This is a genomic window from Pseudoalteromonas sp. meg-B1, assembly GCF_003173795.1.
GTDB lineage: Bacteria > Pseudomonadota > Gammaproteobacteria > Enterobacterales > Alteromonadaceae > Pseudoalteromonas > Pseudoalteromonas undina.
Genome location: NZ_QGQU01000004.1, coordinates 301,996 through 328,397, shown reverse-complemented (window position 1 = coordinate 328,397; position 26,402 = coordinate 301,996). Strand labels below are relative to the sequence as shown.

23 protein-coding genes are annotated in these 26,402 nt (G+C 39.9%); 10 read left to right on the top strand and 13 right to left on the bottom strand.

Translation table 11 applies throughout. The features are described 5' to 3' along the window. Nucleotides 1-3: 3 nt before the first annotated feature. Complete coding sequence (locus DK924_RS15640) at nt 4-1,200, bottom strand: HD-GYP domain-containing protein (RefSeq protein WP_010391061.1); 1,197 nt, start codon at nt 1,198-1,200, stop codon at nt 4-6. A 109-nt stretch (nt 1,201-1,309) separates the two neighbouring features. Beyond that, entirely contained in the window at nt 1,310-5,113 is a 3,804-nt protein-coding gene (gene putA / locus DK924_RS15635) for a bifunctional proline dehydrogenase/L-glutamate gamma-semialdehyde dehydrogenase PutA (RefSeq protein ID WP_010391062.1), read from the bottom strand. Nucleotides 5,114-5,282: 169 nt separating this feature from the next. Between putA and DK924_RS15630 the strand changes: the two genes are divergently transcribed. After that, nucleotides 5,283-5,765 (top strand): winged helix-turn-helix transcriptional regulator, encoded by a 483-nt coding sequence (locus tag DK924_RS15630; RefSeq protein ID WP_010391063.1) that lies wholly within the window; start codon nt 5,283-5,285, stop codon nt 5,763-5,765. An 87-nt stretch (nt 5,766-5,852) separates the two neighbouring features. On the opposite strand, the gene DK924_RS15625 is transcribed toward DK924_RS15630, so the two are convergent. Beyond that, entirely contained in the window at nt 5,853-6,458 is a 606-nt protein-coding gene (locus DK924_RS15625) for a TIGR04211 family SH3 domain-containing protein (RefSeq protein ID WP_008111843.1), read from the bottom strand. A gap of 212 nt (nt 6,459-6,670) precedes the next feature. On the opposite strand from DK924_RS15625, the gene DK924_RS15620 reads away from it, so the two are divergent. Both DK924_RS15620 and DK924_RS15615 read left to right on the top strand, forming a co-directional pair. Continuing rightward, a complete protein-coding gene (locus tag DK924_RS15620) occupies nt 6,671-8,191 on the top strand; it encodes a CYTH and CHAD domain-containing protein (protein ID WP_109875622.1) in 1,521 nt (506 codons plus the stop codon). Beyond that, a complete protein-coding gene (locus DK924_RS15615) occupies nt 8,191-8,883 on the top strand; it encodes an START domain-containing protein (protein WP_109875621.1) in 693 nt (230 codons plus the stop codon). Before DK924_RS15620 ends, DK924_RS15615 begins: the two co-directional genes overlap by 1 nt. Nucleotides 8,884-8,929: 46 nt before the next feature. On the opposite strand, the gene DK924_RS15610 is transcribed toward DK924_RS15615, so the two are convergent. Next, on the bottom strand, nt 8,930-10,447 hold the full coding sequence (locus DK924_RS15610; protein WP_008465920.1) for a S10 family peptidase: 1,518 nt from the start codon (nt 10,445-10,447) through the stop codon (nt 8,930-8,932). Nucleotides 10,448-10,752: 305 nt separating this feature from the next. Here DK924_RS15610 and DK924_RS15605 point away from each other — a divergent pair, with 305 nt between their 5' ends. The 4 genes from DK924_RS15605 (at nt 10,753) to mrcB (ending at nt 15,844) form a co-directional block, all read left to right on the top strand. After that, entirely contained in the window at nt 10,753-11,535 is a 783-nt protein-coding gene (locus tag DK924_RS15605; protein ID WP_109875620.1) for a response regulator, read from the top strand. 257 nt (nt 11,536-11,792) lie between these two features. Then, nucleotides 11,793-12,131 (top strand): P-II family nitrogen regulator, encoded by a 339-nt coding sequence (locus tag DK924_RS15600; RefSeq protein ID WP_010391070.1) that lies wholly within the window; start codon nt 11,793-11,795, stop codon nt 12,129-12,131. Between the two features lie 9 nt (nt 12,132-12,140). Then, entirely contained in the window at nt 12,141-13,370 is a 1,230-nt protein-coding gene (locus tag DK924_RS15595) for an ammonium transporter (protein WP_054202014.1), read from the top strand. Nucleotides 13,371-13,510: 140 nt separating this feature from the next. Continuing rightward, entirely contained in the window at nt 13,511-15,844 is a 2,334-nt protein-coding gene (gene mrcB / locus DK924_RS15590) for a penicillin-binding protein 1B (RefSeq protein ID WP_109875619.1), read from the top strand. Between the two features lie 65 nt (nt 15,845-15,909). On the opposite strand, the gene hemL is transcribed toward mrcB, so the two are convergent. The 4 genes from hemL to DK924_RS15570 all read right to left on the bottom strand — a co-directional run bounded on the left by hemL (nt 15,910) and on the right by DK924_RS15570 (nt 20,491). Next, the gene (gene hemL, locus DK924_RS15585; RefSeq protein ID WP_109875618.1) at nt 15,910-17,190 is read right to left on the bottom strand and encodes a glutamate-1-semialdehyde 2,1-aminomutase; all 1,281 of its coding nucleotides are present in this window, start codon (nt 17,188-17,190) and stop codon (nt 15,910-15,912) included. Nucleotides 17,191-17,228: 38 nt separating this feature from the next. Then, the gene (locus DK924_RS15580; RefSeq protein WP_054202016.1) at nt 17,229-18,245 is read right to left on the bottom strand and encodes an aspartate carbamoyltransferase; all 1,017 of its coding nucleotides are present in this window, start codon (nt 18,243-18,245) and stop codon (nt 17,229-17,231) included. Nucleotides 18,246-18,357: 112 nt separating this feature from the next. Further along, nucleotides 18,358-18,792 carry a CopD family protein gene (locus tag DK924_RS15575; protein ID WP_010391077.1) on the bottom strand — a complete coding sequence of 145 codons (435 nt, stop codon included), beginning with the start codon at nt 18,790-18,792 and terminating at the stop codon, nt 18,358-18,360. A gap of 16 nt (nt 18,793-18,808) precedes the next feature. Beyond that, a complete protein-coding gene (locus tag DK924_RS15570) occupies nt 18,809-20,491 on the bottom strand; it encodes a chloride channel protein (RefSeq protein ID WP_010391078.1) in 1,683 nt (560 codons plus the stop codon). Between the two features lie 238 nt (nt 20,492-20,729). Here DK924_RS15570 and erpA point away from each other — a divergent pair, with 238 nt between their 5' ends. Continuing rightward, nucleotides 20,730-21,068 carry an iron-sulfur cluster insertion protein ErpA gene (gene erpA / locus DK924_RS15565; RefSeq protein ID WP_002958911.1) on the top strand — a complete coding sequence of 113 codons (339 nt, stop codon included), beginning with the start codon at nt 20,730-20,732 and terminating at the stop codon, nt 21,066-21,068. 57 nt (nt 21,069-21,125) lie between these two features. Here the strand turns inward: erpA and DK924_RS15560 are convergent, their stop codons facing one another. Next, nucleotides 21,126-21,314, bottom strand: coding sequence for a hypothetical protein (locus tag DK924_RS15560; protein ID WP_109875617.1), 189 nt, complete (start codon nt 21,312-21,314; stop codon nt 21,126-21,128). A gap of 366 nt (nt 21,315-21,680) precedes the next feature. Here DK924_RS15560 and DK924_RS15555 point away from each other — a divergent pair, with 366 nt between their 5' ends. Beyond that, the gene (locus DK924_RS15555; protein WP_008111877.1) at nt 21,681-21,920 is read left to right on the top strand and encodes a helix-turn-helix domain-containing protein; all 240 of its coding nucleotides are present in this window, start codon (nt 21,681-21,683) and stop codon (nt 21,918-21,920) included. Nucleotides 21,921-21,992: 72 nt separating this feature from the next. Here DK924_RS15555 and DK924_RS15550 read toward each other — a convergent pair whose 3' ends face one another. The 4 genes from DK924_RS15550 to DK924_RS15535 are packed head-to-tail and all read right to left on the bottom strand — an operon-like array spanning nt 21,993 to nt 25,753. Then, nucleotides 21,993-23,369, bottom strand: a complete 1,377-nt coding sequence (locus DK924_RS15550) for an MFS transporter (RefSeq protein WP_109875616.1) — start codon at nt 23,367-23,369, stop codon at nt 21,993-21,995. A 51-nt stretch (nt 23,370-23,420) separates the two neighbouring features. Further along, on the bottom strand, nt 23,421-24,041 hold the full coding sequence (locus tag DK924_RS15545; protein WP_109875615.1) for a peptidylprolyl isomerase: 621 nt from the start codon (nt 24,039-24,041) through the stop codon (nt 23,421-23,423). Between the two features lie 2 nt (nt 24,042-24,043). After that, nucleotides 24,044-24,604: a YajG family lipoprotein gene (locus DK924_RS15540; RefSeq protein ID WP_008111881.1), complete on the bottom strand. Its 561-nt coding sequence runs from the start codon at nt 24,602-24,604 to the stop codon at nt 24,044-24,046. Next, nucleotides 24,605-25,753: a methyltransferase gene (locus DK924_RS15535; protein ID WP_008111883.1), complete on the bottom strand. Its 1,149-nt coding sequence runs from the start codon at nt 25,751-25,753 to the stop codon at nt 24,605-24,607. A gap of 43 nt (nt 25,754-25,796) precedes the next feature. Here DK924_RS15535 and DK924_RS15530 point away from each other — a divergent pair, with 43 nt between their 5' ends. Further along, on the top strand, nt 25,797-26,396 hold the full coding sequence (locus DK924_RS15530) for an alpha-ketoglutarate-dependent dioxygenase AlkB (protein WP_010391085.1): 600 nt from the start codon (nt 25,797-25,799) through the stop codon (nt 26,394-26,396). Nucleotides 26,397-26,402 lie beyond the last annotated feature (6 nt).

Sequence of the window (26,402 nt, the reverse complement as noted above, 5' to 3'; positions counted from 1 at the left end):
CAATTAACTAAAGATAGAGTGCTTATAAAAGCCTTCTAAATCTATATTATACTCTTTGGGTTTTATTGCTGATTCAAGCGTGTCCTGCGTTCTTTTATTTGATAAGTCAACGTCTTGAACTTCAGTGTAACGCCCATGCTTTGCATTAAAAAACGTTTTTACTACTGGCTTTAATGGTGTTGCAGGATTGCTTTGAGTAACGAGTCCCACTTTTTGGCTAGAAAGTTTTACCAGTGTGCCCACAGGGTGAATACCAATGCACTGAATAAACTTATTAAGTAGCACTCCATCAAAGCTATCTGGGCAGCCTTGCTTTAAAATTTTAAATGCTCTAATTGGTTCCATACCTGCTTTATAAACACGTTCAGCAGTTAATGCATCATAAACATCAACAATAGACGCCATGCGGACGTACTGGCTTATTTCATCGCCTTTTTTACCAAAGGGGTAGCCTTTGCCATCTAAGCGCTCGTGATGCATACCAGCAATATCTACGGCAATCCCCGTTAATCCTGCGTCTTCTAGTATTTCTTTGCTAAAGAGCGCATGATTTTGCATCACTTTGAATTCTTCGTCACTGTAGCGGCCTGGTTTGTTGAGAATAGCATCAGGGATTTTTATTTTTCCCATATCATGCAAAAGGGCGCCGGTGGCAAGTTCTTCAATGATCGGTTTTTCAATACCGAGATGTTTAGCAAAAATACTCATCAAAATAGACACATTTATCGAGTGCTCTAACAGGTAGGCATCTTTTTGGCGCATTTGCGTGATGCACGCCAGCGCATCTTGATTTCTAAATACGGAGTCAATAAACCCACTAGCCAGTTCTTTAAAAGGCGCAACATCAACAGTGCGGCCAGACTCTATATCGCCAAACGCTTTGGTTTGCAGGTTTTTTGCTTCATCGTAAAGCTTTTTAGCTTTACTCATTTCTTGCTCAGCACTGTGGGTAATTAACCAAGGATCGCGTTTTTTGACTTCGTGCTGAGTAGGTAAGGTTGTTTGTGTTTCAGGTTCTTCAGAGGCGAGCATTTTATCAGGGTCGATTTCAACCTCTAAAATTCCTGATTTTATTAATTTATCAATTCCACTTTGAGTTTTAACCCAGCCTTGGTTTTTTATTCTAATGCTACCAGTTTGTTTAACAACTTTTTGTACAAACATACCAGGCTTAAGCTGTGAAGTTGGAATGGTTTTCAAAGTGAACTCTTATTAACAAGTATGATTAGAGAAAGTAACAAATAAATTCACATTTAGAAATAAAAAAGGCATCAATTTGATGCCTTTTTAATTAAATAATGATTATTTTCTATTCATCATCTTCAACAAGGGTCATCAAGGAGGTGTTACCGCCTGATGCCGTCGTGTCTATACTGATTGTTTTTTCAGTAATTAAGCGCTTAATTAGCGTGTCGTAATACTCAGAGCTGATCACTGGCAGTATAGCGCCTTTACGTTGTGCAAGCTGTTGGCTGAAGTAGCCTAAGCGAGAAGAACGTGCAGCAACTACCGCTCCGGCTAGGTGAGGATGCGCTAATATCGCTTGTAACTGATTTGGTTTAGCTACTTGGAAAACACCTTCTGCAACGCCGGTTGCAATAAACTTATCTCTAAAAGCAACCGCTTCATCATAAAATATTTCAGATGCTACTGTTATTACCGTGTTACCAGCAGCAAGCGCGGTAATAATCGATAGTGCCCAAAAGTTAAATGAGGTGCTCTTATCTGCGTAACATACTACACAGCCGCGTGCTTCAAGGTGAAGTGTATTCGATTCACCCGTTGGCCCTGGCAATGTTGTATATTTACGCATGTGCTTTTCTAAGCGGTTTAACTGAGCACGTGCATCGGCAAGTGTTAACGCTAAATCGTCTGCAAGGTCATCAATAATTTCAACGGTTGCTACTTTCGCTAATAACTGACGCACCGCAGAAACACGGTCATTCAGTGGTGTTGCACGCCAAATTTTTTCATCGCGCATAGAGTTAACCATTAGCTTTTCTACTTGCTCATTTGCGCCACTGTAGTGGTGTAAATCAAGCTCGTCTGGCGTTAGGTTAGTCATTTGTACGTTATCTGGTGATGCTTTTTCTTTGATTAAGCGTTGTAGGTAGTTTGGTCCACCGGCTTTAGGGCCAGTACCTGATAGTCCACGGCCGCCAAAGGGTTGCACGCCAACAATCGCACCAATCATATTACGGTTTACGTAAACATTACCTGCGCGCGACATTTTAGCTAAGTGTTCACAGCGCTCTTCAATACGAGAATGAATACCCATTGTTAAGCCGTAACCGGTGTTGTTAATTTGGTCGACAACACTATCAAGCTCACTTGCTTTAAAGCGGATCACGTGCACACACGGGCCAAATACTTCACGCTTTAATACCGATAAGTCTTTGATTTCGTATAAACGTGGGGCAAAGAAAAACGCACCGTTTTCGCTGTTATCAGGAATTTTACACTCATAGTGAAGTGTTGCATTACCCTTTAGGTATTCAACATGGTCGTTGAGTGTTTTCAGCGCTTTTTCATCAATTACAGGGCCTACGTCTGTAGAGAGTAATGATGGGTCGCCAATGTGTAATTCAGCAAGCGCGCCCTTGAGCATGTCGATAATGCCATCAGCAACATCTTCTTGAATAAAGAGTACGCGTAATGCAGAACAACGTTGACCTGCACTTTGGAAACCAGAACTGATTACATCATCAACAACTTGCTCAGGCAGCGCTGTTGAGTCAACAATCATACAGTTTTGGCCGCCAGTTTCTGCAATTAAAGGCACCTGAATATCGTTACGTGCCGCTAATGTTTGCGAAATAAGCGTGCCCGTTTCAGTTGAACCTGTAAACATAACTGCTTGAATGCGCTCATCTGGCACAATGGTTTTACCTACTTCGCTACCGCGAGCAACCACAGGCTGTACAACGTGCTCAGGTAAACCAACAGAAAGCATTAATTCAATAGCGCGTAGAGCAATTAAGCTCGTCTGTTCTGCAGGTTTTGCAATTACTGTGTTACCCGTAACGATAGCAGCTGCAACTTGACCTAAGAAAATAGCGAGTGGGAAGTTCCATGGGCTAATACATAAAATCACACCACGAGCTTCAAAGCGCTCATCTTGAGCAAGCTCTTCAGCACGGGCTGCGTAGTAACGACAAAAATCAACCGCTTCGCGTACTTCATCAATACCATCTTGTGCCACTTTACCTGCTTCTTTAATACAGATAGCAACAAGCTCATCATGATGACGCTCTAAAATATCAGCAACGCGACGCAATAGATTAGCACGCTCTTTTACTGGTGTTTGTGACCATGATTCAAAAGCGGTTTCAGCATTGGCTAGCAACACTTTCATTTCATCGCTATTTTGTAATTTTACGTGGCCAATAATTTCTTTATGGTTTGCTGGATTTTTAACTGCCAGCGCGCCTTCTGGTACTTGGCTTTCTTCAATTAAGTGCTCTTCAAACCAAGTGTCTAAATTTTCTTTAAACGGGGTGATCACGTTAATATCAGTTAAATCCATACCTTTTGAGTTGGCACGTTCTTCGCCGTATAAATCAATTGGCATTTTTATTTGCGTGTTGTATTTATTACGTAAACCTTGCAGCGTTTCAACAGGATCTGGTAATAATGCTTCAACCGGTTGAGTGGTATCTACAATGGCATTTACAAAAGATGAGTTAGCACCATTTTCTAGTAAACGACGAACAAGGTAAGCAAGTAAGTCTTCGTGCTGGCCTACTGGTGCGTATACACGACACTGGATTTTTTCTGCATTAACTATTTGGTCAAATAAAGATTCGCCCATACCGTGTAGACGTTGGAATTCAAAACCTTGGTTATCACCTTTAGCTACTTCTAAAATAGTTGCAGCAGTGTAGGCGTTGTGTGTTGCAAATTGCGGGTAAAGTACATCTCGTGCTTCAAGCATTTTAATCGCACATGCTTTGTATGACACATCAGTGGTTGCTTTACGGGTAAATACCGGGAAGAAGTCTAAACCATCTTGTTGTGTGGTTTTGATTTCGGTATCCCAGTATGCGCCTTTTACTAAACGCACCATCATTTTACGACCCACACGGGTTGCTAGGTCTGTTAGCCATTCAATAACAAAAATAGCGCGCTTTTGATACGCCTGAACCGCTAAACCAAAACCTTGCCAATCGCCAAGATCTTCATCGCTAAATACCGCTTCAATAACATCAAGAGAAATATCTAAACGGTCAGCTTCTTCAGCATCAACAGTAAACCCGATGTCGTATTTTTTAGCGGCAAGTGCAAGTTCTTTTAGTTTTGGAACGATTTCTTCCATCACGCGTTCTTTATGAGTAAATTCATAACGCGGATGAATAGCTGATAACTTTACAGAAATGCCCGGGCTTTTTATTGGACCACGGCCATTTGCTGCTTTGCCAATAGAATGAATTGCATTCATGTAGCTGTCGAAGTAGCGCTTAGCATCTTTCATTGTGCGAGCGCCTTCGCCTAGCATATCGTAAGAATATACATAGCCTTTTTTCTCTGTATCGGCTGCACGTTCGATGGCCTCGTCAATAGTGCGGCCCATTACGAACTGTTTACCCATAATTTTCATGGCAAAGTTCACAGACTTACGAATAACAGGCTCGCCTAAACGACCAATGGTTTTTTTGAGCATACCAAATTGTTGCTCTTTCGTTTTGTCGTTATAGTTAACCATTTTACCGGTTACTAATAATCCCCAAGACGAAGCATTAACGAATAAAGAATCACTACTGCCTAAGTGAGAGCTCCAATCGCCATTTGCTAATTTATCACGTATTAATGTTTCTTGAGTTGCTTTATCAGGAACGCGAAGCAATGCTTCGGCTAAACACATTAATACCACACCCTCTTCACTCGATAGTGAAAATTCATTTAATAGCGCATCAACACCGCTTTGACCATCTTGGTCTTTACGAATGTTTAATACTATTTGGCGAGCTCTTTCCCATGCACGGCTTCGTGCTTTAACACCGACTTCTGCAAGTGGTAAAATGTGATCAATAACCGCATTCTCATCAATACGGTAAAAGTCACGGATCTTTTGTCTGATCGGACAAGTCGTTGTTAAATCGCCATTGAATAACATAAGCAACCCTCAGGAGTGTTAAGACTTAGGATAATTGTTAATTACCGCTAAATGTTGTTGGTGTAAAGCGTGCATTCTAATTAAAATCCAGCAGAATATGCTGGTTAATTTCGCCGTTTTACGATAATTTACAGGGCATATTATTAACTTATCCATATAAAATACTGATATGACTAATCCGAATAGATTACGCCTGCTTGATCGTATCGATATATCAATTTTAGACGTTTTGCAGCGCAATGGTAGAATTTCAAATGTTAACCTCGCAAAGCAGGTGAATTTAAGCCCCAGTCCCTGTTTAGATAGGGTTAAACGTTTAGAGCAAGAGGGCTATATTGAGGGGTATTTCGCTAAATTAAGTGAGGAAAAACTTAATCAAAGCCTAGTGGCCCATGTGCAGGTATCATTAGTTACTTCAAATACAGCCGTATTTAAAGTATTTCGTGAACACATTCTTAAAATTAAGCAGGTTGTTGAGTGTGATATGGTAGCGGGTGGTTATGACTATTTATTAAAAATTCGCGTTTCCAACATGGATGAATACAGAGAAGTATTAGGTGATTTGGTTGATATTCCGGGAGTGGGCACACACCACACTTACATGGTAATAGAAAAAATCAAACAAGACCCTGGGCTTCGTTTAGATATATAACGTAGATATTCTTTTAAGCAAAAATACAGCAGGCATAAAAAAAGCATCATATGATGCTTTTTTTATGCCTGCTGTATTAAGTTAAGCTTATGCCCAACCTTCATAGCGTTTTCTGCGTGATAACACGATAGTTAAGATAATTCCTAAGAACAAACCTAAAAATGCAATGGCTCCACCGTAAGTAAGTAACTGGCGTTTTTCTTTAGCACTGGTTGCTTGTTTTAGCTGTTGCTCTTGAGAAAGCTCACCTTGTAACTGACTAATTTGTGCTAATAGTTGCGCGTTTTGTTCGGTTAACTGTGCGTTTTGCTCTTGCAGCTCAGGTAACTCAACTTGCGCTTGACGAAGTCTATTTTGCATAGTGCTTATTTCATTATTGAGGGCTTGGTATTGTTGTTTTAAACCAGCTGATTCACTAATGAATTTAGCTTCTACCCAGCCTTCACGATCTTTATCATCTTTAACTTTTATAAAACCATTTTGTTCATCAGATAATAAAGTGAGTTGCGTACCTGCATCTATTGAACCAAGTAAACGATAGTCTTTACTGGCACCTGAGCGCATGAAAGTATACAAATTATCGATTATATAAGCTGTTTTAGCATTAGTCGGCGACGTTGATTGAGCTTCCTCTGCTTGGCTCATAAACGGGGCGGCTGTTAAAAGCAGCCATAGTAAACAGTGTTTTAGCATTTATCTACCTTGTTAATCTAGCAGTGTCCGTTGTGAACGTGATTTTTATTTCGCATAAGTATATAGATAGTATGGATTTAATAGTTTAATAGCAAGACAGATATTGTAACCAGAGCATTTTGCTTGTGTGTTTATGACTAAAAAATTTGCAATATAGGGCTGCTTTGTTTATTTTGAGCACTTATTAATTTTAAGGGTAATCCGCAAGCCTAATGGATACTGAGATAGAACTGAAATTTTTGGTATCAGATGACGTCATTCCACTGATCCCCTCACTAATTACTCAATTTGCAAAAACAGTCACAAACAAACCTTCTAAAAGTTTGCAAAATGCTTATTATGATACACCAAGCAGAGAGTTAAGAGCACTCGATATTGGCTTTAGAACGCGTTGTACAGACGAGCGCTGTGAGCAAACAATTAAGCTAGCTGGAGAAGTGGTAGGGGGCTTACATCAGCGCCCAGAGTACAATCTTCCAATAGAAACAAACCGACCAAATCTAATGGCGTTTGATTCATCAATTTGGCCTCACGGTATGCAAATTGATGCCATATCACAAAATCTATTCCCTATTTTTAGTACTAATTTTATTCGCCGTACGTGGTTAATAGAAACCCCAAATGGTGCCAAAATTGAAGTGGTATTAGATAAAGGTGAAATTGCTGCGTCAGGTAAGGTAGAAATCATCAGCGAGCTTGAAATCGAGCTGGTTGAAGGTAGTCGTGAGGAGCTATTTGCTTTTGCGGATATATTAGTGAGCCAAAACAGCATACGTTTAGGGCTTTATTCAAAAGCAGCAAGAGGCTACCGCCTTGCGGATGACACGCCGCTTCAACCAAGTAAATCAATCGGCTTTGTGAAACTTAATAAGCAAGCCACTCAAGAGCAAGCCCTTATTGAAGCTATGGGGTTTGGTATTCGCTTTGTGCAAAAACACGAGCAATGCTATTTCGATAAGCCAAGTTTAAAAACATTAAAACGTGTAACCGACGGCATTAGCTTAATTCGCCACAACTTTTGGTTGTTTGACGATATTGTTAGTAAAGAAAGTACTGAGCAACTCAGAACAGAACTCAAGTGGCTATTAAGTGAGTTAGCATGGGTTGAAAATGCAATTCAGTTAAAAACTTATACTTCTAAGCGCCATGCTTTTTATAAAAAAATAAATAGCGCCCCAGCGTTAACGCAAGTTATTAACGATTTAAAAGAGTTACAGCCGAGCATTGACGATATTTTTTCGCTTTTTCATAGTGCACGCTACAACCGTTTATTGCTGAGCTTAACAACGTGGCTGATAAATAAGCAGTGGCGTAAAGATTGGAGCCAAGCAGAGCTTCAAAATGCAGAGCAACCTATTGTAGATATTGCTCATCGCTTATTTGATAAAGATTGGAAAAACTTACATCGCTTATTGCCTAAAGAGCAAAGCTTAGCAGGCAATGATTATTTAAACTTTCGCACTCAATTAGAGAACAGTTTACTCAGTGGTAACTGTTTAGGGGCACTGTTTAATAAAGATGAGCGATTAGAGTTTAGGCTCCCTTGGTTGGATATTTCTCATGGGATGTATGAGTTAAGCACGCTTGATTATTTAAAACAGCTATGTGGCGGGCAAGAGGATGCTCAATTGGCAAAAATACAACTATGGTTAGAGCAAAAATCTGACTTTTTAGTCAGTGCCATGGAGCAAAGTCGAAACGCTTCATTTGATACAGAACCCTATTGGCTTTAATGGCTAAGCGCTTTTGTAGCCGGACTTTGCTGCAAAAGTGCATGATTTTTTCACTTTTGTGTTTTGCTACCAATGTGTGTTCACAGCCATCTTGGCAACTTTACGAAAGTAAACAAGGGGTAAGTGTTTATTTTCAGCGTTTAACTGACGATACCTTGAAAATGAAAGCTGAAACGGTGGTTAGCAATGTCACCGCAGAGGATTTAGTTGCTTTACTTAGTGATACCGATACAGCCCCTAGCTGGATAGAAAACATTACTAAGGTCACGTTACTCAAAAGTTTAAGCCCTTCAGAAAACTTAGTTTACAGTTATATTGATAGCCCGTGGCCTGTTAGCAATAGAGATGTGATTACTTATTCGTGCTATAAAAAAGTGAATGACTTGCAAACGCAGCTTAGTATTCACGCGCGCCCAGATTTTTTACCTAAAACTAAAGGGGTAATAAGAATAAGCACCTTAGATGCAATGTGGCTGTTAACTCAGCAGGCGAAAAATTTGCACATTAGTTATCAGGTATATGCGTTACCAGGCGGTAAGATACCCACGTGGTTAAATAATCGGATCGCCCTAAAAAGCACCCTTAAGACGCTAATAAATCTTGCTGAAATACTCACTACTAAGCAGTACATAGCAAAGCCAACCGTTATTCGCACCGGTAATTGCACACATACCGAACCGCCGCAGTTATAAGCAAAAAAGTGACCTAAGAGGTCACTTTTTAGTGGGTAAAAGCTAATTAGTATTTAGCGGATTCACCGTCTTTGGGTAAAGACTGATTTATAAACTCGCGTAAATCGTTATTAGAGCTTTCTAAATCTGCGTGGCGTAGATACATCATATGGCCACTGCGGTAGCCTTTAAAGCTTAACCTATCTTGCATTTTACCACTTGGATCTAATTGCCACATAGTATATTTGGCATCAAAGTAATTGGTTGCACCGTCAAAGTAGCCCGCCTGAACCATTACATTTAAATAAGGGTTTTGAGCCATGGCTAAGCGTAAATTTTCACCGGTATTATTTCCGCTTCTATCCCATGGGTGAACGTTACCAAATAAGTTATATTTGATATCGGTTTTGTAATTAAGCTCTTCACGAAGATAATAGTTAATTGCAGGAGTGAAAGAGTGCAGCCATGATGTAAGCTCTGCCCAGTAATCTGGTGACTCACCAGCATCGCGTTTATCTATGCCTAAATAGCGCGAATCCAGTCGACCAACCATTTGTCCGCGTTCACGCAATAACTCTTTCCAAAAAAACTGTGTTGGAATATCTAAATTGTTTTGACTAACAAATGTTTCAGATAAACCCGCATATTCAGCCATTTTTTTAATAATACGACGTTTTTCTTCAGGCGCTATAAAGCCGCCTTTTGCAAGCGCAGGAATAAGCTCATTAACGGTAAACTGTTCAACTTCCGGTAATAGCTCGTCTAAATCTTTTGCTTGTAAATCGGCGTTTAATGCTTTGTGGTACCATGCAGTAGCTGCAAAGTAAGGTAGGCGGTTAGCTGCTTTTACTGGTCCGTCGCGTTTAATACCGATATCGGTAGGAGATACGAGTACAACACCGTTAATGTACATCCACTGACTATTTTGCAGCTCATGCGCTAAACCCGATACACGAGTAGTACCATAGCTTTCACCAATTAAAAACTTTGGAGAGCGCCAACGTTCATTTCGAGATACAAAAGTATTAAGCCATTCTGCGAGGTACTTTATATCGGCATTAACGCCAAAAAATAGCTCTTTTTGTTTATCTTTGGGTAAAAGGTTACCGTCTTTATCTTCTACAACACGTGAATAACCTGTATTTACAGGATTTACATAAACGATATCCGCTACATCTAAAACCGAATAAGGGTTATCTTTTACACCATAAGGTTGAATTGGGTAGCCTTCGTCGTCAATTTTTAAAACGCGAGGGCCGGTGTAAGCTAAATGCATCCAAACTGATGCTGAACCAGGGCCACCATTAAATGAAATAAGTAATGGACGCTTTGTTCTATCATCTACTTTATCGCGGGTGTAGTAAGTGTATTGAAGGGTTGCAATGGCATCACCCTTGTTATCCCATACTGGCTGTGTGCCTGTTGCTACCGTATAAGAAAATCGTTCGTTATTTATTTTTGCTTTGTGCTGAGTAACTACTTTACTGTCGATATCAATACGGCGTTGATTATCGGCAAACGTTGCACTCGTAAATGTAAGTGCAATTGCGGCAATGGGTAAAAATAGACTTCGACTAAATTTCATAACTAACCCTTTTTATTTTATGTACTGCAGTTATAGCGATATTTGAGTAAAAAACAAAAGTATTGAGACTAGCTGCCGATAATAATCGTTGAGTTTATATAATTAAGATTAATCTCAACATAGCAAACGGGCGAAATATACTTGATGTGTATGCCATACAGTAAGTTTAAGGCGATTAAAAAATTTAATTATTAATTAAGTTTTTTAGGTTATTGGTCGCTTTAATTGTTTTTAAATGGATGCTTGAGAGTGATTTATTTTTAGGTTTATTACCATAAAGGGTGAACGTAAATGAAAGGGAGTTTATGCAACGGGTTTTAATTGTTGAAGATAATATAAGGGTACAACAGGTACTCAAACATATTGCTGCTCATTATCTTGATGTGCGGGTTGATTTCGCTCAGTCACTTACTCAATGTAAAAAGTTACTAAATCAAACTAGTTATTCGCTCGCGTTAGTTGATTTATCTGTTGGTGGTCAAATCGATACTGATATAACTCGCTTTACACTGTCGCAAGGTATCCCTACGTTGGTGATGACAACGCAAACAGATGAACATACACGTTTAAAAATGCTGGAATTAGGTATTATCGATTACGTCATTAAAGATAATCGCGACTCTTATCTTTACGCCATAAAATTTGTAGCACAGTTATTGCGTAACCAGGGGCGCAAAGCGCTGGTTGTAGATAATTCCTTATTGAGCAGTAGCTTGGTTAAGCAAATGCTCGAAAAACAATTGTTTGACATCATTACTGTTGATAATAGTGCGCAAGCTCTTCATATACTTGAGCATGATCAGGCTATCAACTTAGTGATCACTGACCATAACTTATCAGGTATGAATGGTTTTGAATTAATTAGAGCTATTCGTAATATTAAAAGCCGTGAGCAATTGGCCATTATTGGTTTAGCTGATGTATATAGTTATGGCGTTGCTGCACGATTTATTAAATCAGGTGCGAATGACTTTTTAACTAAACCCTTCACCCATGAAGAGTTTCACTTTCGAGTGGTGCAAACTATGGAGTCAATATGGCTAAGTGATGCTAAAAAACCGGCTTTGTCTTTCTATGCGACAGAGTAACTTTAATCTTAAATACATTATCAATGTGTATTTGGCGAGAGTGTAACGGTTAGTTAAAGACGATTATTTGCGTATTTATCGACTCGCACCAATTCTGTATTTTGCTTAAAAAAAGCGCACCTAAATGGTGCGCTTTTTTGTTTTTTATATTATTTAATTTAATAACCCTCTGTTTTTATTTGTAATTTAAAGGTGGCACAAAGGTTGGATTGCATAGAGCAAATACAATAACAAGCTAGTGTCCTAAGGGGGCCTTTGTGAAAATGATCAGTGCAATAATAAAGCCATTCAAACTAGATGATGTGCGTGAAGCACTCGCTGATTTAGGCATCGAAGGAATGACCGTGGTTGACGTTAAGGGGTTTGGACGTCAAAGAGGTCATACAGAGTTATACCGTGGTGCAGAGTACCAAGTTGACTTTATACCTAAAATTAAACTTGAAATTGCCACTCGTAGTGAAAATTGCCAACGCGTTGTAGAAACCATTACCAAAGTTGCTGGAACGGGCAAAATTGGTGACGGCAAAATTTTTGTTTACGACTTAGATCAAATTGTCCGTATTCGTACTGGCGAACTTGATGATGATGCTATTTAAGGGGGCAACATGGAAAATACAATTATAGAGCTGAAGTTTTCGCTCGATACGTTTTACTTTTTAATCTCTGGCATCTTAGTTATGTGGATGGCAGCTGGTTTTGCAATGTTAGAAGCAGGTTTAGTGCGCTCAAAAAATACCACAGAAATTCTAACTAAAAATATCGCACTTTATTCTATCGCTTGTACTATGTTTTTGTTGGTCGGTTACAACATTATGTATGTAGACAACGTTGAAGGCGGAATAATTCCTTCATTTGGTGGCCTAATAGGTAGTCAAGCGGCAGACGCCGATCATTCACTAGAGTCTGATTTTTTCTTCCAGGTAGTATTTGTTGCAACGGCTATGTCTATTGTATCTGGCGCCGTAGCGGAGCGTATGAAGTTATGGGCTTTCTTAGTGTTTACAGTAGTACTTACAGGATTAATTTACCCAATTGAAGGTTACTGGACATGGGGTGGCGGCTTCCTATCTGAATTAGGCTTTGTTGATTTTGCAGGTTCTGCCATTGTCCATGCAACCGGTGCAGCTGCAGCGCTTGCGGGTGTAATTCTATTGGGTGCACGTAAAGGTAAATATGGTAAAAATGGTGAAATTTACCCAATTCCAGGTTCAAACTTGCCACTTGCTACATTGGGTACATTTATTTTATGGATGGGTTGGTTTGGCTTTAACGGTGGATCACAGTTATTAATTTCAGATAAAGAAAATGCAACTGCAGTAGGTCAAATACTACTTAACACCAATGCTGCTGCAGCTATGGGTGCAATATCAGCCTTGTTCTTATGTAAGTTATTATGGGGTAAAGCAGATTTAACCATGGTACTTAATGGCGCACTTGCAGGCTTAGTGGTTATTACTGCAGATCCATTATCACCATCACCATTAATGGCGTGTTTATATGGCCTACTAGGTGGATCTTTGGTTGTACTAAGCATTGTGGCACTTGATAAAGTGAAAATTGACGACCCTGTAGGTGCCATCTCTGTGCATGGTGTATGTGGCATATTAGGTGTGGTATTAGTGCCGGTTACTAATGCCGAGGCTAACCTTGTGGCACAGTTAATTGGTTTACTATGTATCATTGGCTTTGTGTTTATCGCTTCATTCATTGTTTGGGCAGTCTTAAAACAAACCATGGGTATTCGTGTTACCGAAGAGGAAGAGCTAAACGGTATGGATCAACATGATTGTGGTATTGATGCTTACCCAGAATTTGTTTCAGTAAGAAGTAATTAAAAGTAAAAGTATTGTGTGTTCAATCAAAGCCCTACTCAGTTAGGGCTTTTTTGATTTCAGGAAGGGTTAATTTTTCAGGTGTTAGAGTAATGTGATAAGCTCCTCGCGTTAAATCAACCTTTGGAATGTATTACACTTAAATGGCTGAAAAAAAGAAAACACCGACCAGTAAATCCTCGACTAAGCGTGCTACTAAGTCATCTAAAACATCAGCGCGAAAAAGTGCTGCAAAAAAAACCGCAAGTTCGGCTAAACGGCCATTTTTAAAAACTTTGTTTTCTATTTTTTGGAAACTGAGTCTGGCGACTTTCATCGCTGTAGCACTTTACTTTATTTATCTTGATGCAAAAATCACCCGCCAATTTGAAGGCAACAAATGGCAACTTCCAGCCCAAGTGTATGCGCGTTCAATGACGTTTTTTCCTGGGCAGTTTTTATCTGAGCAAGAAGTTTTATGGGAGCTTAAACGTTTAAATTACACGGCAGTTAATCGCTTGATCCGCACAGGGCAATATATTAAAACAGCTAATAGTATTAAGATTTTTCGTCGTGATTTTGAATTTTATGATGGTTTAGAAAATGCTCATGTAATCGAACTACGTTTCTCTGGGGAAAAGGTTGCAAGTATTAAAGATAAATTCGGTCGTCGCTTAAACACTGCCAGATTAGAGCCTGTACAAATAGCCCGTATAGGTAATGACTCAAAACAAGACCGCGAATTTGTGCCATTAGATAAATTTCCAGACATGCTTAAGAATGCTTTGTTAGTGGTCGAAGACCGCGATTTTTATGATCACCACGGGGTATCGGTATTTTCTATTTTACGGGCTTTATATACCAATATTCGCGCAGGAAGAACCGTGCAAGGGGGCAGCACACTGACACAACAGTTGGCTAAAAATATTTATCTTACCCGTGAACGTTCGTTAGTACGTAAAATCAATGAAGCTTTTATTGCGCTTATTCTTGATTATCGTTATTCAAAAGATCAGATTCTCGAAGCCTATTTAAACGAAGTCTACCTAGGTCAGTCTTATAACCAAGGTGTGCATGGTATGGGATTAGCGGCTGAGTTTTACTTTGCAAAACCCGTTGATGAACTTGAGTACGATCAAATTGCCCTGCTGGTGGCCATGGTTAAAGGCCCTTCTTATTATAACCCTAGACGTTACAAAGAGCGCGCTATGGAACGTCGTGACTTAGTGCTGCGTTTAATGGTCGATAATAAACTTATTTCCACTAAAGAGTATCGAGCCTCGTTAAAGCGCGCCATTGATATTGCGCCAATGAAAGCCAGCTTACAAAAGTCTTACCCGGGTTACTTGGAGTTGGTTAATCGCGAGTTGAAACAGCTGCTACCTGATCAAGAAGTATTAGATGCAGGGGTGCGCGTATTTACCTACTTCGACTTGCAAAAACAAACCGCAATGGAAGAGTCGATTCAGGCCAGTTTACCTTATTTGGAAAGGCGTCCAAATACCAAAGAATTAGAAGCGGCAATGATCTCCGTTAATGTTGAAAAAGCCGGTGTATCAGCGTTAGTCTCTGGACGCGATGTGCGTTATTCAGGGTTTAACCGGGTGCTTGATACCAAGCGCAATATTGGCTCATTAGTTAAACCGGCAGTGTATTTAAGTGCACTGGAGCTTCCTCATTATAACTTAGCGACATTGCTTGATGATTCACCCGTGCAAGTCACCAACGAAGAGGGAAAAGTATGGCAGCCAGAAAACTTTGATCATCAATATCGAGGTGCCGTGCCTCTTTATAAAGCATTCAGCCACAGCATTAATATTCCGGCAGTTAACTTAGGGCTTGATGTTGGGGTTGATAAAGTTGCTAATACACTCAGAGGACTAGGTGCTAAAGGCCATATTAATGAATACCCGTCGCTGCTATTAGGGGCTATTGAAATGTCGAGTTTTGAAGTGGCTCAGCTTTATACCACAATTGCTGCTGATGGCGAATACAGAGAGCTGACGTCTATCTCGGCATTAACCGACTCTGTTGGTAAAGTACTTTATAAGCATAAAGTGAGTAACGAACAACGCTTTGATAAAGATGCCATGTACATGACCAAATACGCTATGAAGCGAGTAACTAAAGATGGCACCGCTAAACGCTTAAATTTACATTTTCCGTCGATTCAGCTCGCAGGTAAAACAGGTACCAGTAACGAATTACGCGACAGCTGGTTTGCTGGGTTTGATCAAAATACAGTGACGGTTGCATGGTTAGGTCGTGATGATAATAAAAGTACTGGCTTAACCGGCAGTGTAGGCGCGCTTGAAACCTATATTCGTTATTTAAAACCCTTAAACCCGCAAGCAATTGCCGATACCCGTCCACCTTCAATTCGGTGGGCATTTGTAAACGAGCAAACCGGGAAGCAAGCACCACCAGGGTGTGGCAAAGTGATTCAATTACCGCTTAGGGCCAGTGAGTTTAAACCAAGGCCCCAATGTATTCGCTAAGTAATAAAAACAAAAAAAGCCCGAAAGGGCTTTTTTTATGGGTAAGCGATCTTATGAGCTAAACGTTATAGTTTAGCAAAAGCGCGCTCTGCCGCTTCAATCGTTGCCTGAACTTCTTGCTCTGTGTGCGCAGCACAAACAAAACCAGCTTCAAACGCTGAAGGCGCTAAATAAACCCCTTCTTCAAGCATTAAGTGGAAGAACTTTTTAAAGCGCTCTAAATCACATTCAGTAGCTTGTTGGTAAGTAGTTACTTTTTCTGCACCAGTAAAGAAAAAGCCATACATGCCGCCAGCGTAGTTAGTCGTTAAGGCAATGCCTGCTTTCTTAGCTGCAGCTTCAAAGCCTTCACAAATCGCTTTACTAATAGCTTCTAATTTTTCGTGAACGCCAGGTGCACTTAGTAACTCAAGTGATTTTAAACCTGCAGCCATAGCAATTGGGTTTCCTGACAGTGTACCTGCTTGATAAACAGGGCCTACAGGGGCTATGTAATCCATAATCTCTGTTTTACCACCAAATGCGCCAACTGGCATGCCACCACCAATTACTTTACCTAAACAGGTTAGATCTGGCTTGATGTTGTAATAAGCTTGAGCGCCACCAAGGGCTACACGAAAACCTGTCATTACTTCGTCAAAAATAAGCACAGATTGGTACTGATCACAGACTTCACGCAGTCCTTCTAAAAAGCCAGGTACTGGTGGGATACAGTTCATGTTACCTGCAACTGGCTCAACAATAATACATGCGATTTCATCGGCGTATTTAGCAAAAATCGCTTTCACTTCTTCAATATTGTTAAACGAAACCGTAAGGGTGTGCTTAGCTAAATCTTCAGGAATGCCTGGAGAGTTAGGTACACCCATAGTTAATGCACCAGAGCCAGCTTTTACTAGCAGTGAATCTGCATGGCCGTGGTAACAACCTTCAAATTTTAAAATTTTGTCACGACCAGTAAAACCACGAGCTAAGCGAATTGCACTCATTGTTGCTTCAGTACCTGAGCTTACCATACGTACTTTTTCGATAGATGGGACTAGCTCTTTAACTTTTTCAGCCATTAAAATTTCAGCTTCGGTAGGTGCACCGTAGCTTAAACCATTTTCTACCGCATCATGCACTGCTTGTTTTATTTCAGGGTGATTGTGGCCCATAATCATTGGGCCCCAAGAGCCCACATAATCAATGTAACGGTTGCCATCAGCATCAAATGTAAACGCGCCCTGTGCTTTAGTAATAAACAGCGGAGTACCACCTACACCATTAAAAGCACGCACTGGTGAATTTACGCCACCAGGAATAGAGTCTTGAGCTCGTTTAAATAAGTCTTGGCTAATTGTCATGAAAAATCCTATTGTTTTATCACTTTAAAATTAAAAGCTTAGCTATCGCGTTTGCGGCTAAACCAAGGAACGTCTACTTCATACTGCTCGACTTTGTTTTCTACGCCGAGGGTTAAAGCAAACAGCGCCATACGAATAAGTACGCCATTTTGTACTTGGCGGAATATTGCTAGATTGTCGTTAGCATTTAAGTCGTTATCAAGTTCGTTTGCCTCTAAACGGCTATCGCGAGGAAGCGGGTGCATTAACACCGAGTTCGGTTTGCAATGGGAATTGTAAATAGACTGGCTAATTCTAAATCCACCACGGTATTTATTAGCTTCCTCTTGAGACGGAAAACGCTCTTCTTGGATACGTGTTTGATAAACAATATCGGCCGCTAAGTTACCTTCCATTTTATCAACCAGTTCAATTTTATGTCCTGCATTTTCAACGACAGATAAAATTGAGTCAGGCATTTGCAAGCCATTAGGGGCAACCATTGAAAAGCGAATGTTTTTGTAATGACATAGTAGCTTTGATAGCGAGTGAACGGTTCGGCCATATTTTAAATCGCCGACTAGCGCAATGTGCATACCATCAATATTTTGATCGAAGCGGTTAAGCTCTCGCTCAATAGTTAATAAATCAAGCAGCGCTTGAGTAGGGTGCTCATTGGGTCCATCGCCACCATTTATTACTGGTACGCTGCAACCTGTTGCAAATTCAGCTACCGAGCCTGAGTCTGGATGGCGCATTGCAACCGCATCAGCATAAGCTGAAATAACACGTGCGGTATCATATAGTGACTCGCCCTTAGCAAGCGCAGAGCTTTGCATACCGGTGGTTTCACGAACCAGTCCACCGAGTAAGTTAAACGCAGTGCCAAAACTAACACGAGTACGCGTACTAGGTTCAAAAAATAGATTCGCTAAAATAGCGCCTTCAAGCACATTGGTACGCTTTTGTTTTTTTGCGTATGGCTCCATTTTTTTTGCTACAGCAAATATGCGTTCAATACAGTCTCGATCGAGTTGATTAACAGAGAGTATATTTTCACCTTGGAAACTGAACATGGGGTTATTCCTAGTTATTCAAAAAGGCGCGATAATCCATAAAGGAGCACGCAATCGCGCGTATTATACAAACTTAGTTTGCGACTTGGCAGTGTAATTTATAATCCTGTATTTAAAAGCTTGGCTTAATAATGGCTAAAGCAACTATAACGAGTAACGCTAAAACAGGTAGCTCGTTGAAAATTCGGTAAAACCGATCGCTTTTTGTATTTCTATCGTGTTTAAAATCAGCTAATAATTTGAAACAGTAGCCATGATAAATATATAAAATGATTACCAGCACTAGTTTATAATGCAGCCACATACTGTAACGAAACCATTCGCGGCCGTATTCAACAATAGTTAATACGCCAAACACTGCGGTAAGCACAGCAAAGGGGGTAACAAAATAAAGCAGCCGACGTTCCATTACTTTTAGCATTGAGTTACACGATTTTTCTTCACTCATAGCGTGATAAACAAAAAGTCGAGGAAGGTAAAAAATACCGGCAAACCAAGCAATCATAAAAAATACGTGCAAGGTTTTGTAAATTAATAATGCGCTCATACTGTTCTCATTATTGTTAAAGTAAACTGTTACGTATGGTTAGAATATGATGGATTTGATCCCACCTTAGTAATCCCATAATTTGTTGATTATCTAATAAGTTATATACATAAAGTGCACCACTGCGTTTATCATTTAAAATTTCAAAGGCATCTGCAAGAGTGGCCTGGCTGCTGATACCTTGTAAGCTAATGTACTTTATATTGACCGCCTGATCAGACATTAAACTTAAGTCATATTCAGCTAGGCGATAACCATTTTCCTCGTCAAACACAATTAACGGTGTTTGGCTGTCCATGGCATCTAGACTGTTTTTTATTTGCTCTTTATCGTCAGAGTAGAGCAATTTAAAGTCTTCATCCATGTCATCCATCACCCCTACTTTTTGTAATGCCTCAGTGGCCGGAGATACATGGTAAGGTAATCCCTGAAAGTCTAATTGCTGTAAAAATATAGAGCGGTTACCAAATACCTGCAAAGCTGTAACGTAGGCGGTGGTAATGACGATCATCGCCGGTACAATAATTTCCGGTGAAGAGGTCAGCTCCATCACGGTAGTTAGTGCCGCTAAGGGAGAGTGCAATGTGGCAGCTAGTAAGCCTGCCATGCCGAGCACCCCATAAGTACCAGCTATGTCAGTTCCTGGGCTAATAAACTGGGCAAAAAATGCCATTAAAGTGCCGGTTAAAACACCAAGTCCAATAACCGGACCAATTAACCCACCAGGAATACCTAAGCCAATAGCAAACAAGGTGGCTAATAACTTAGCAATTAAAATAGTGGTAAGTAGTTGCATGTTTTCAGGTGACTCTACAGCAATGGTTATCGCACTCATCCCTGAGCCCATAGCTTGTGGAACTGCATAGGCAATTAAGCTGGCAATACACCCTGCAATTATTAAACGAGGAAACATACTTAGTGGTTTAAAGGTTTTAATAATCAGCATTAAGTTTTGATTAAAAGCATAAGCCACCGCGCCCAGCCCCATGCCGCACAAAATTAAATAGGGGTAATGCCACCCACTTAAGGGGGCAATGCTTATTAGCGCAAGTTCTGAGCCTTCACCAAATACAAATTGAGTGGCTAATGCACCGGTAACGGCTGCGAGCATTATCGGCACAAAAATATGCACTTTGTATTCTCTGAGCACCACTTCCATTACAAAAATAACCGCAGCAAGCGGGGTATTGAACGACGCAGCAATTCCCGCGGCAACGCCACAACCACTGAGGGTACGCATAGCGTTGTGAGGTAAGTGTAATTTATTTGCTAATATGCTCGCCCCTGCTGCTCCCATGTGAACTGATGGGCCTTCGCGGCCAACAGAAAAACCGCTGATCAGCGCCAGTGCACCACCAACAAACTGATTAACCGTGTTATACAGTGGCATTTGCCCGTAATGGCGCTTGATTCTGTGTATTACAAAAGGAATACCTAAGCGGTAATGTTTAAAGCCAGTGAAAGCCGCAAATGTAGCTATTAATAACGCTGCAACTAAAGGCATTAATACCCGTTCTAAAGTGGGTAGGGTGGTAAAATCGTCAGGGGTTTCTAGAAATAAACTTTGAAAAAATAAAATGGTTAAGCGGAACAGTATAATAAAAAATGCAGCAATTAATCCGGCACTTACGCCTAATAAGCATAATTGTACGGATGTTTTTGGTTTTGCTAATCGACGTCTCAGTCGCTCAAGCCACATGCTTTATTTCCCCGTAGCATTTTTAGGCGTCAAGTTTATCAAAATAGTCTAGGGAAGTCCTTGAGATTTTTAACAACAGATTAATTTAAATTTAATTTAATCTGCACCTATTCACAGAGTGAGCTAAACAAGCCATGTTATCATTGGGGCGTGGAAGCATGGATTAACTATACTTGATTAAAATACTCAGGTATTAGATAATCTCGCGCATTAGTATTAAGGTATTGAGGGTTATAAGATGTCTGAAGAATTACCCATTAAGTTTAGCGACGCAGCCGCTGTGCGTGTTAAACAGTTAATCGACGAAGAAGAAAACCCAGATCTAAAACTGCGTGTTTATGTCACAGGCGGTGGGTGTTCAGGTTTTCAATACGGTTTTACTTTTGATGAAAAAGCGAATCCTGGCGATTTAGAAATTGTTAAAAATGGGGTTACCTTAGTCATTGACCCTATGAGTATCCAATATTTAGTTGATGGCGAAGTTGACTACACAGAAGGATTAGAGGGGGCACGTTTTTTTGTCTCAAATCCTAATGCGACCACTACATGTGGTTGTGGTGCTAGTTTTAGCGTATAAAAATATCGTTATCCAAAAAAACCGCTTAATCAGCGGTTTTTTTATGTGCTTAAAAAATCATAACTCAGTTGGGCTGTACTCTGTTATTTGCATCATTAACACAAAAAAGCCAAGCACAAACGCAGAGAAGACTAAAATATAGATAAAGCCTTTTTTACCCTGCTTTAATGGAATAGCATAATGGCGTAAAAAAAAGTACCAACCTATGCACAAAATAATAGGTAGTAAAAAGAGTAGTCTAAACATGATTTGATCTCTATAAGCTAGGGTCAATAGACCTTAATAATAAACAGCTTATATTTAAATGAAACAAAAAAGTTATAAAATATTTAACCTTATTCAGACTTAGTAAATATTTGTTGTTAAACTTTAATCGTAGAATTACCAATTAATCATTCAGATCAACGGTGAATGGTATATAATGTATCCAAGAATGAAACGGGCAAGGTTTCATTTTTCACAATAATAAAGAGTTAGTACATATTTGAGTGTTTTTGTTGATTGAATTGTAAGCGTTTACACTGCGCCTTAGTTAGTGGCAGTGAGTTTATAGTGTTGATCACAATGAGCACTTGGCAATATGTACAGTTAAACAACGAGTAGGAGTTGTATATGATGGGTAAAACCGTATCTTCGGAAGAAAATGCAAAGTTAACAAAGTGGCTTAAAACTAAGCGCCATGAAAAAGGCTACACAATGCGCAGCCTAGCGCAAATTTTGGGTACGCCACATTCTTTTATTGGCAAAATTGAAAATCAAGAGCGTCGCTTAGATGTGATTGAGTTTGTTCGCTACTGTAATGCATTAGAAGTTGACCCGTATGAAGCATTAAGCTTAATTAAAGCTGACTAACGCTGTTAGGCTGTAATCGTAAAGTTAAATCTAACGTCTACAGCCAATACTAATGCAGGGATGCATTAGGTGTTACCTACTATGATAATTTTGCTCTAATGCATATAGTTTGTGCCTAATTAGATATAAAAATATTAATGAAGGTAAAACCATAAGTGCTGTTAAAACAAAAAATAATGACCAATTCCCCATTAGCCAATCATCGATAACTACGCCACTATAACTCGATAATAACGTACGCCCTAAATTACCCAATGATGCCAATAGCGCATAATGGGTGGCGCTAAATGCTCTGTCACACAGCATAGATATAAAGGCAACCATTGCCACTAAAGACCAAGCTTGGGTAAAGCCATCAACTACAATTGCCATTGCATATAAGTGTTCTTGTGGCCCTGCTAAAGCAATCCAAGAAAACATTAAGTTAGATGCAGCCATGGCTATGCCACTTATAAATAAGCCTTTTACTATGCCATATTTGTGGTTAAAAATACTGCCCAAAAAGGCAAATACAATGGTGATTAAACCCGTGCCCAGCTTGGAGTAATTTGCTATTTGGGTATTACTAAAGCCCACTTCTTTATAAAATACAATCGACATTCGTGCTAAAAATGCTTCACCAATTTTAAATAAGAAAATAAATGCCAGCAGTGCTAAAGCGGTTTTAACCCCATTTTTAGCAAAAAAGGTTTTAAATGGGTCAACCACGGTAACGCCTAACCATGCGAGTGTTTTTGTTAGTGGAGTTTGTTTAGTTGTTGCGAGCTTTTCAAGGTAAACACGTTCTAGCTCGGCATGAACGGCTTCGCGATTTGATTGCGGCTCTTTAGCCCAAAACACACAGCTAATTAATAACAGCATAATCGCAGATAAAAAATAATAGACCTGCGGCCAGTCTATGTTTGGCATATCTGCCATGTAAAAGGGCACAGCCCCTAATAAAGCATAACCTGTCCACCAACCTGATGTAGCCATTGCGGCGGCTGCGGTGGCTTTGTGAGATTCATTTTCACTAAGAGTGTCTATTCGAAAAGCATCTATAGCAATATCTTGCGTTGCAGAGGCTATGGCGATCAGCAAGCAAAGTGCGGCGGCAATCGCTAGGTTTGCTTTTAGATCAAGCCCTGCAAGTAGTAACGTGCCAAGTAAAATAAAGCTTTGGCAAAACAGGATCCAACTACGACGCTGACCAAGCCAGTTGTACAAAAAGGGCAGTTTAGTGCGATCTATTAAAGGCGACCATAAAAAATTGATACTATAGGCACCAAACACAATGCCAAATAAGCCTATCATGCTGCGACTCAAACCTTCATCTTTAAGCCAAGCCGACATTACCGAGCCAATTAACACCCACGGAAAACCACTGCTCATTCCAAATATAAAAACATTAATTAAACGTTTATCTTTAAAATAAGAAAAGTATTCGCGAACAGAAAGTGTGCTATTCATAGGGGCTCATTGGCTCATAGAAAGAGCAGCCAAAGCTGCTCTGATAAAAGGTTATAAAGGAACTTGTTCAAGCACCTTGATATTTAATATAACAACCGGTTTTTCAGGGACAAAGTTGTAGCCAATTTTATCATTAAAACCCGTTTTTACAGACATGATTTTATCGAGCGTCTCATAACCTTCCATAACACTGCCAAACACGGCAAATCCCCAATCTCGCCCTGGATTTAAATGGTCATTGTCATCCATGTTAAAAAAGAACTGACGCGTTCCTGAGTGTGGTTCTCGATCTTGATAGGCCATAGCAATGCTATACATATCGTTAGTTAAGCCATTACCGCTTTCATTAAAAATAGGGTCGTTTTCATGCAGGCCATCGTAATCTTTATCATAACCACCGCCTTGAATTACAAAGTCACGGTCATTTTCTACATCGCGTTCTACACGATGAAACACACTGCCTTGATAGCTTTTATCAGACACGTAAGTCAAAAAGTTATTGACCGTAATAGGGGCTCTTGAGCGGTCTAGCTCAACCACAATACTGCCCAACGATGTCACAATTTCTACTCGAGGGAAAATATTATCTTTTTGCACAAAGCGGCCTTCTTGTGCCGCTAAACTATTTACGCTAAAAAATAAGCTTACGCAGATTAAAAAAAGTTGCTTCATTATTAACCTTCTAAAAATGCAATTAATTCAGGGTCAGATACAATGCGGGTAATTAACTGCTCAGTCAACTTATTGAGCTGACCTTCAATTTTTGCCCTATCATGACCAAGTGGACCAGATAGATTAGCATTACCGCTATAACGCTTACTGAAATTACTGGTAGGGCGAATCACTCGTACTTCAAATTCAATCTTGGCATCACTGGTATGGCTCATTAGCTTTTCTGTAACCACAGCTTGCAGTGCATGAATATCTAACTCAAAGCGCAATTGCGCTAAATTAGAAATGCTAGCGCCATTGCGACTAAGCGCACTGTCTAGCGCACTTTTAACTGACTCAGTAATACCCGTGCTGGCAATGGTTTTTGTTTTGCTTGATTCAATAAGCTTTAAGGTTGCACTGTCACCACGTAAATCAATCACGCTGGTGTTTAAGCTGTTATTGATTGAGCTTATTTGTCCACTTTTATAGACGGGATTGAGAATAAGCTGATTAGGCTGATTGGCACATCCCGAAAAAACCACTAAAGTACAACAGCTCAATAATATCTTTATGAGTTTCATTTATAACGTCCCACTATTTTTTGTTGCGCTGAGTACCACAAACTTTTTATTAGAGCCTAATAAAGTACAGTTACCAAACATACGGTTTAGTTTGTCATGATAATCTAAATGACGATTGCCAATAATACGCAGCTCGCCACCTTCTTTTAATGTGTCTTTTGCTTGTTTAAACATTTGCCACGCGATGTGGTCGGTAACCGCTTGTGCTTGGTGAAATGGCGGATTACACAATACAATATCGGCACTTTCACGTTCAAAGTCAGTTAAACAATCATTCTCTATAAAAGTACATTGTTCAAACTTGTCTTCCATGTTTAATTCAATGTTGAGTCGAGCTGATTCAACCGCCATATACGACTCATCAACAAAGCTAATATGAGCATTAGGACAGCGCGCTAATGTCATTAAGCCAACCACGCCATTACCACAGCCTAAATCAATAATATTTTTTGCTTTATTTGTTTGCGGCAAGTAATTGAAAAAGAAACGTGCGCCAATATCAAGTGAATCACGCGAAAACACATTGGCATGATTACTTATTGTAAAATCAGTGCCTTCAAGTGGCCAGCTGACTGGGAAATCTGCGCCTTTATAACCGCCAGCAGCTTGGCTAATAATTAAACGTGATTTTTTTACTGCAAGACTTGTTTTCGTCTCACCAATAAAGTTTTCAAATGCTTTAATAGTAGAGTTATGCACGTCTTTAGTTTTTGCAGCACCAATAACTGGCGTATCTGGCGCGAGCACCTCGCTTAATTCAGATAGCTGATATTGTAAAAAAGCCAACGTGCGTGGTACTTTTACCAACACTAGGTCTACTTGCTCAGGCAGAGCCGATAAACTATCAAGCTGGCTAAACGCCGTCGTCGCGATTTTGTTTTCCGCTAAGTTATAAGCAGCCGCCTGATGGCTAATATATGAGTCGTTTACTGAACAAACTGTTAATTGTTGCTTGCTAAAGTAACAGCTAAGTGCACCAAAGCTGTCGTTTAAGATCAGTAACGAGCGACAATCAGGGTAGTGTTCATTAACATAGTCAATAAGGTATTCGTCTGCTGAATCCCACGCTTGTAAGCTGCGGTTTTTTTGATCCAAAGGAAAGCGTTCAAGAGTAAAAGTGTTATCGCCGAGCGTAGCTTGCGTAGTCATAATAGTTTAATGATCGGTAATCAAATGATAGGTAAATTCTAACATGCAACCGCCAAACGCCAACCCCCAACTGTTACCAAATGGCTTTTCTTATCAAAGTAAGGTACTTAGCGCACAAAAAAGCCTCGATTTATTTTATTATTTGCAGCAAAACCTAAATTGGCAACAGCCAAACATTACAGTGTTTGGTAAAACGGGGCCAATACCTAGGCTACAATGTTTTATCAGCGAAGAAAATCTTGAGTACGGTTATTCTGGGCATAAACTCGACTTAGAGCCTTGGCCAGACGTATTACTTGCCATGCGAACACGTTTAGAAAATCACTTACAGCAACCATTTAACTCAATTTTGGTTAATTATTATCGGGATGGCCACGATTGTATGGGTTGGCATAGCGATGACGAGGCTGAGCTAGGGCCTGAGCCTACCATAGCGTGTGTGTCGCTTGGTGCAGAGCGGTTATTTAAACTTAAACACAAAGTAAGCAACAGCATTACTAACATCAAATTACAAAGTGGTAGTTGTTTAATAATGAACGGACAGAGCCAACAAAATTACCAACATGCGTTGCCTAAACAAACTACGCTTAAACACCCGCGGATAAGTTTAACGTTTCGCTATATTAATAATAGTTTCAGTTAAATAGCA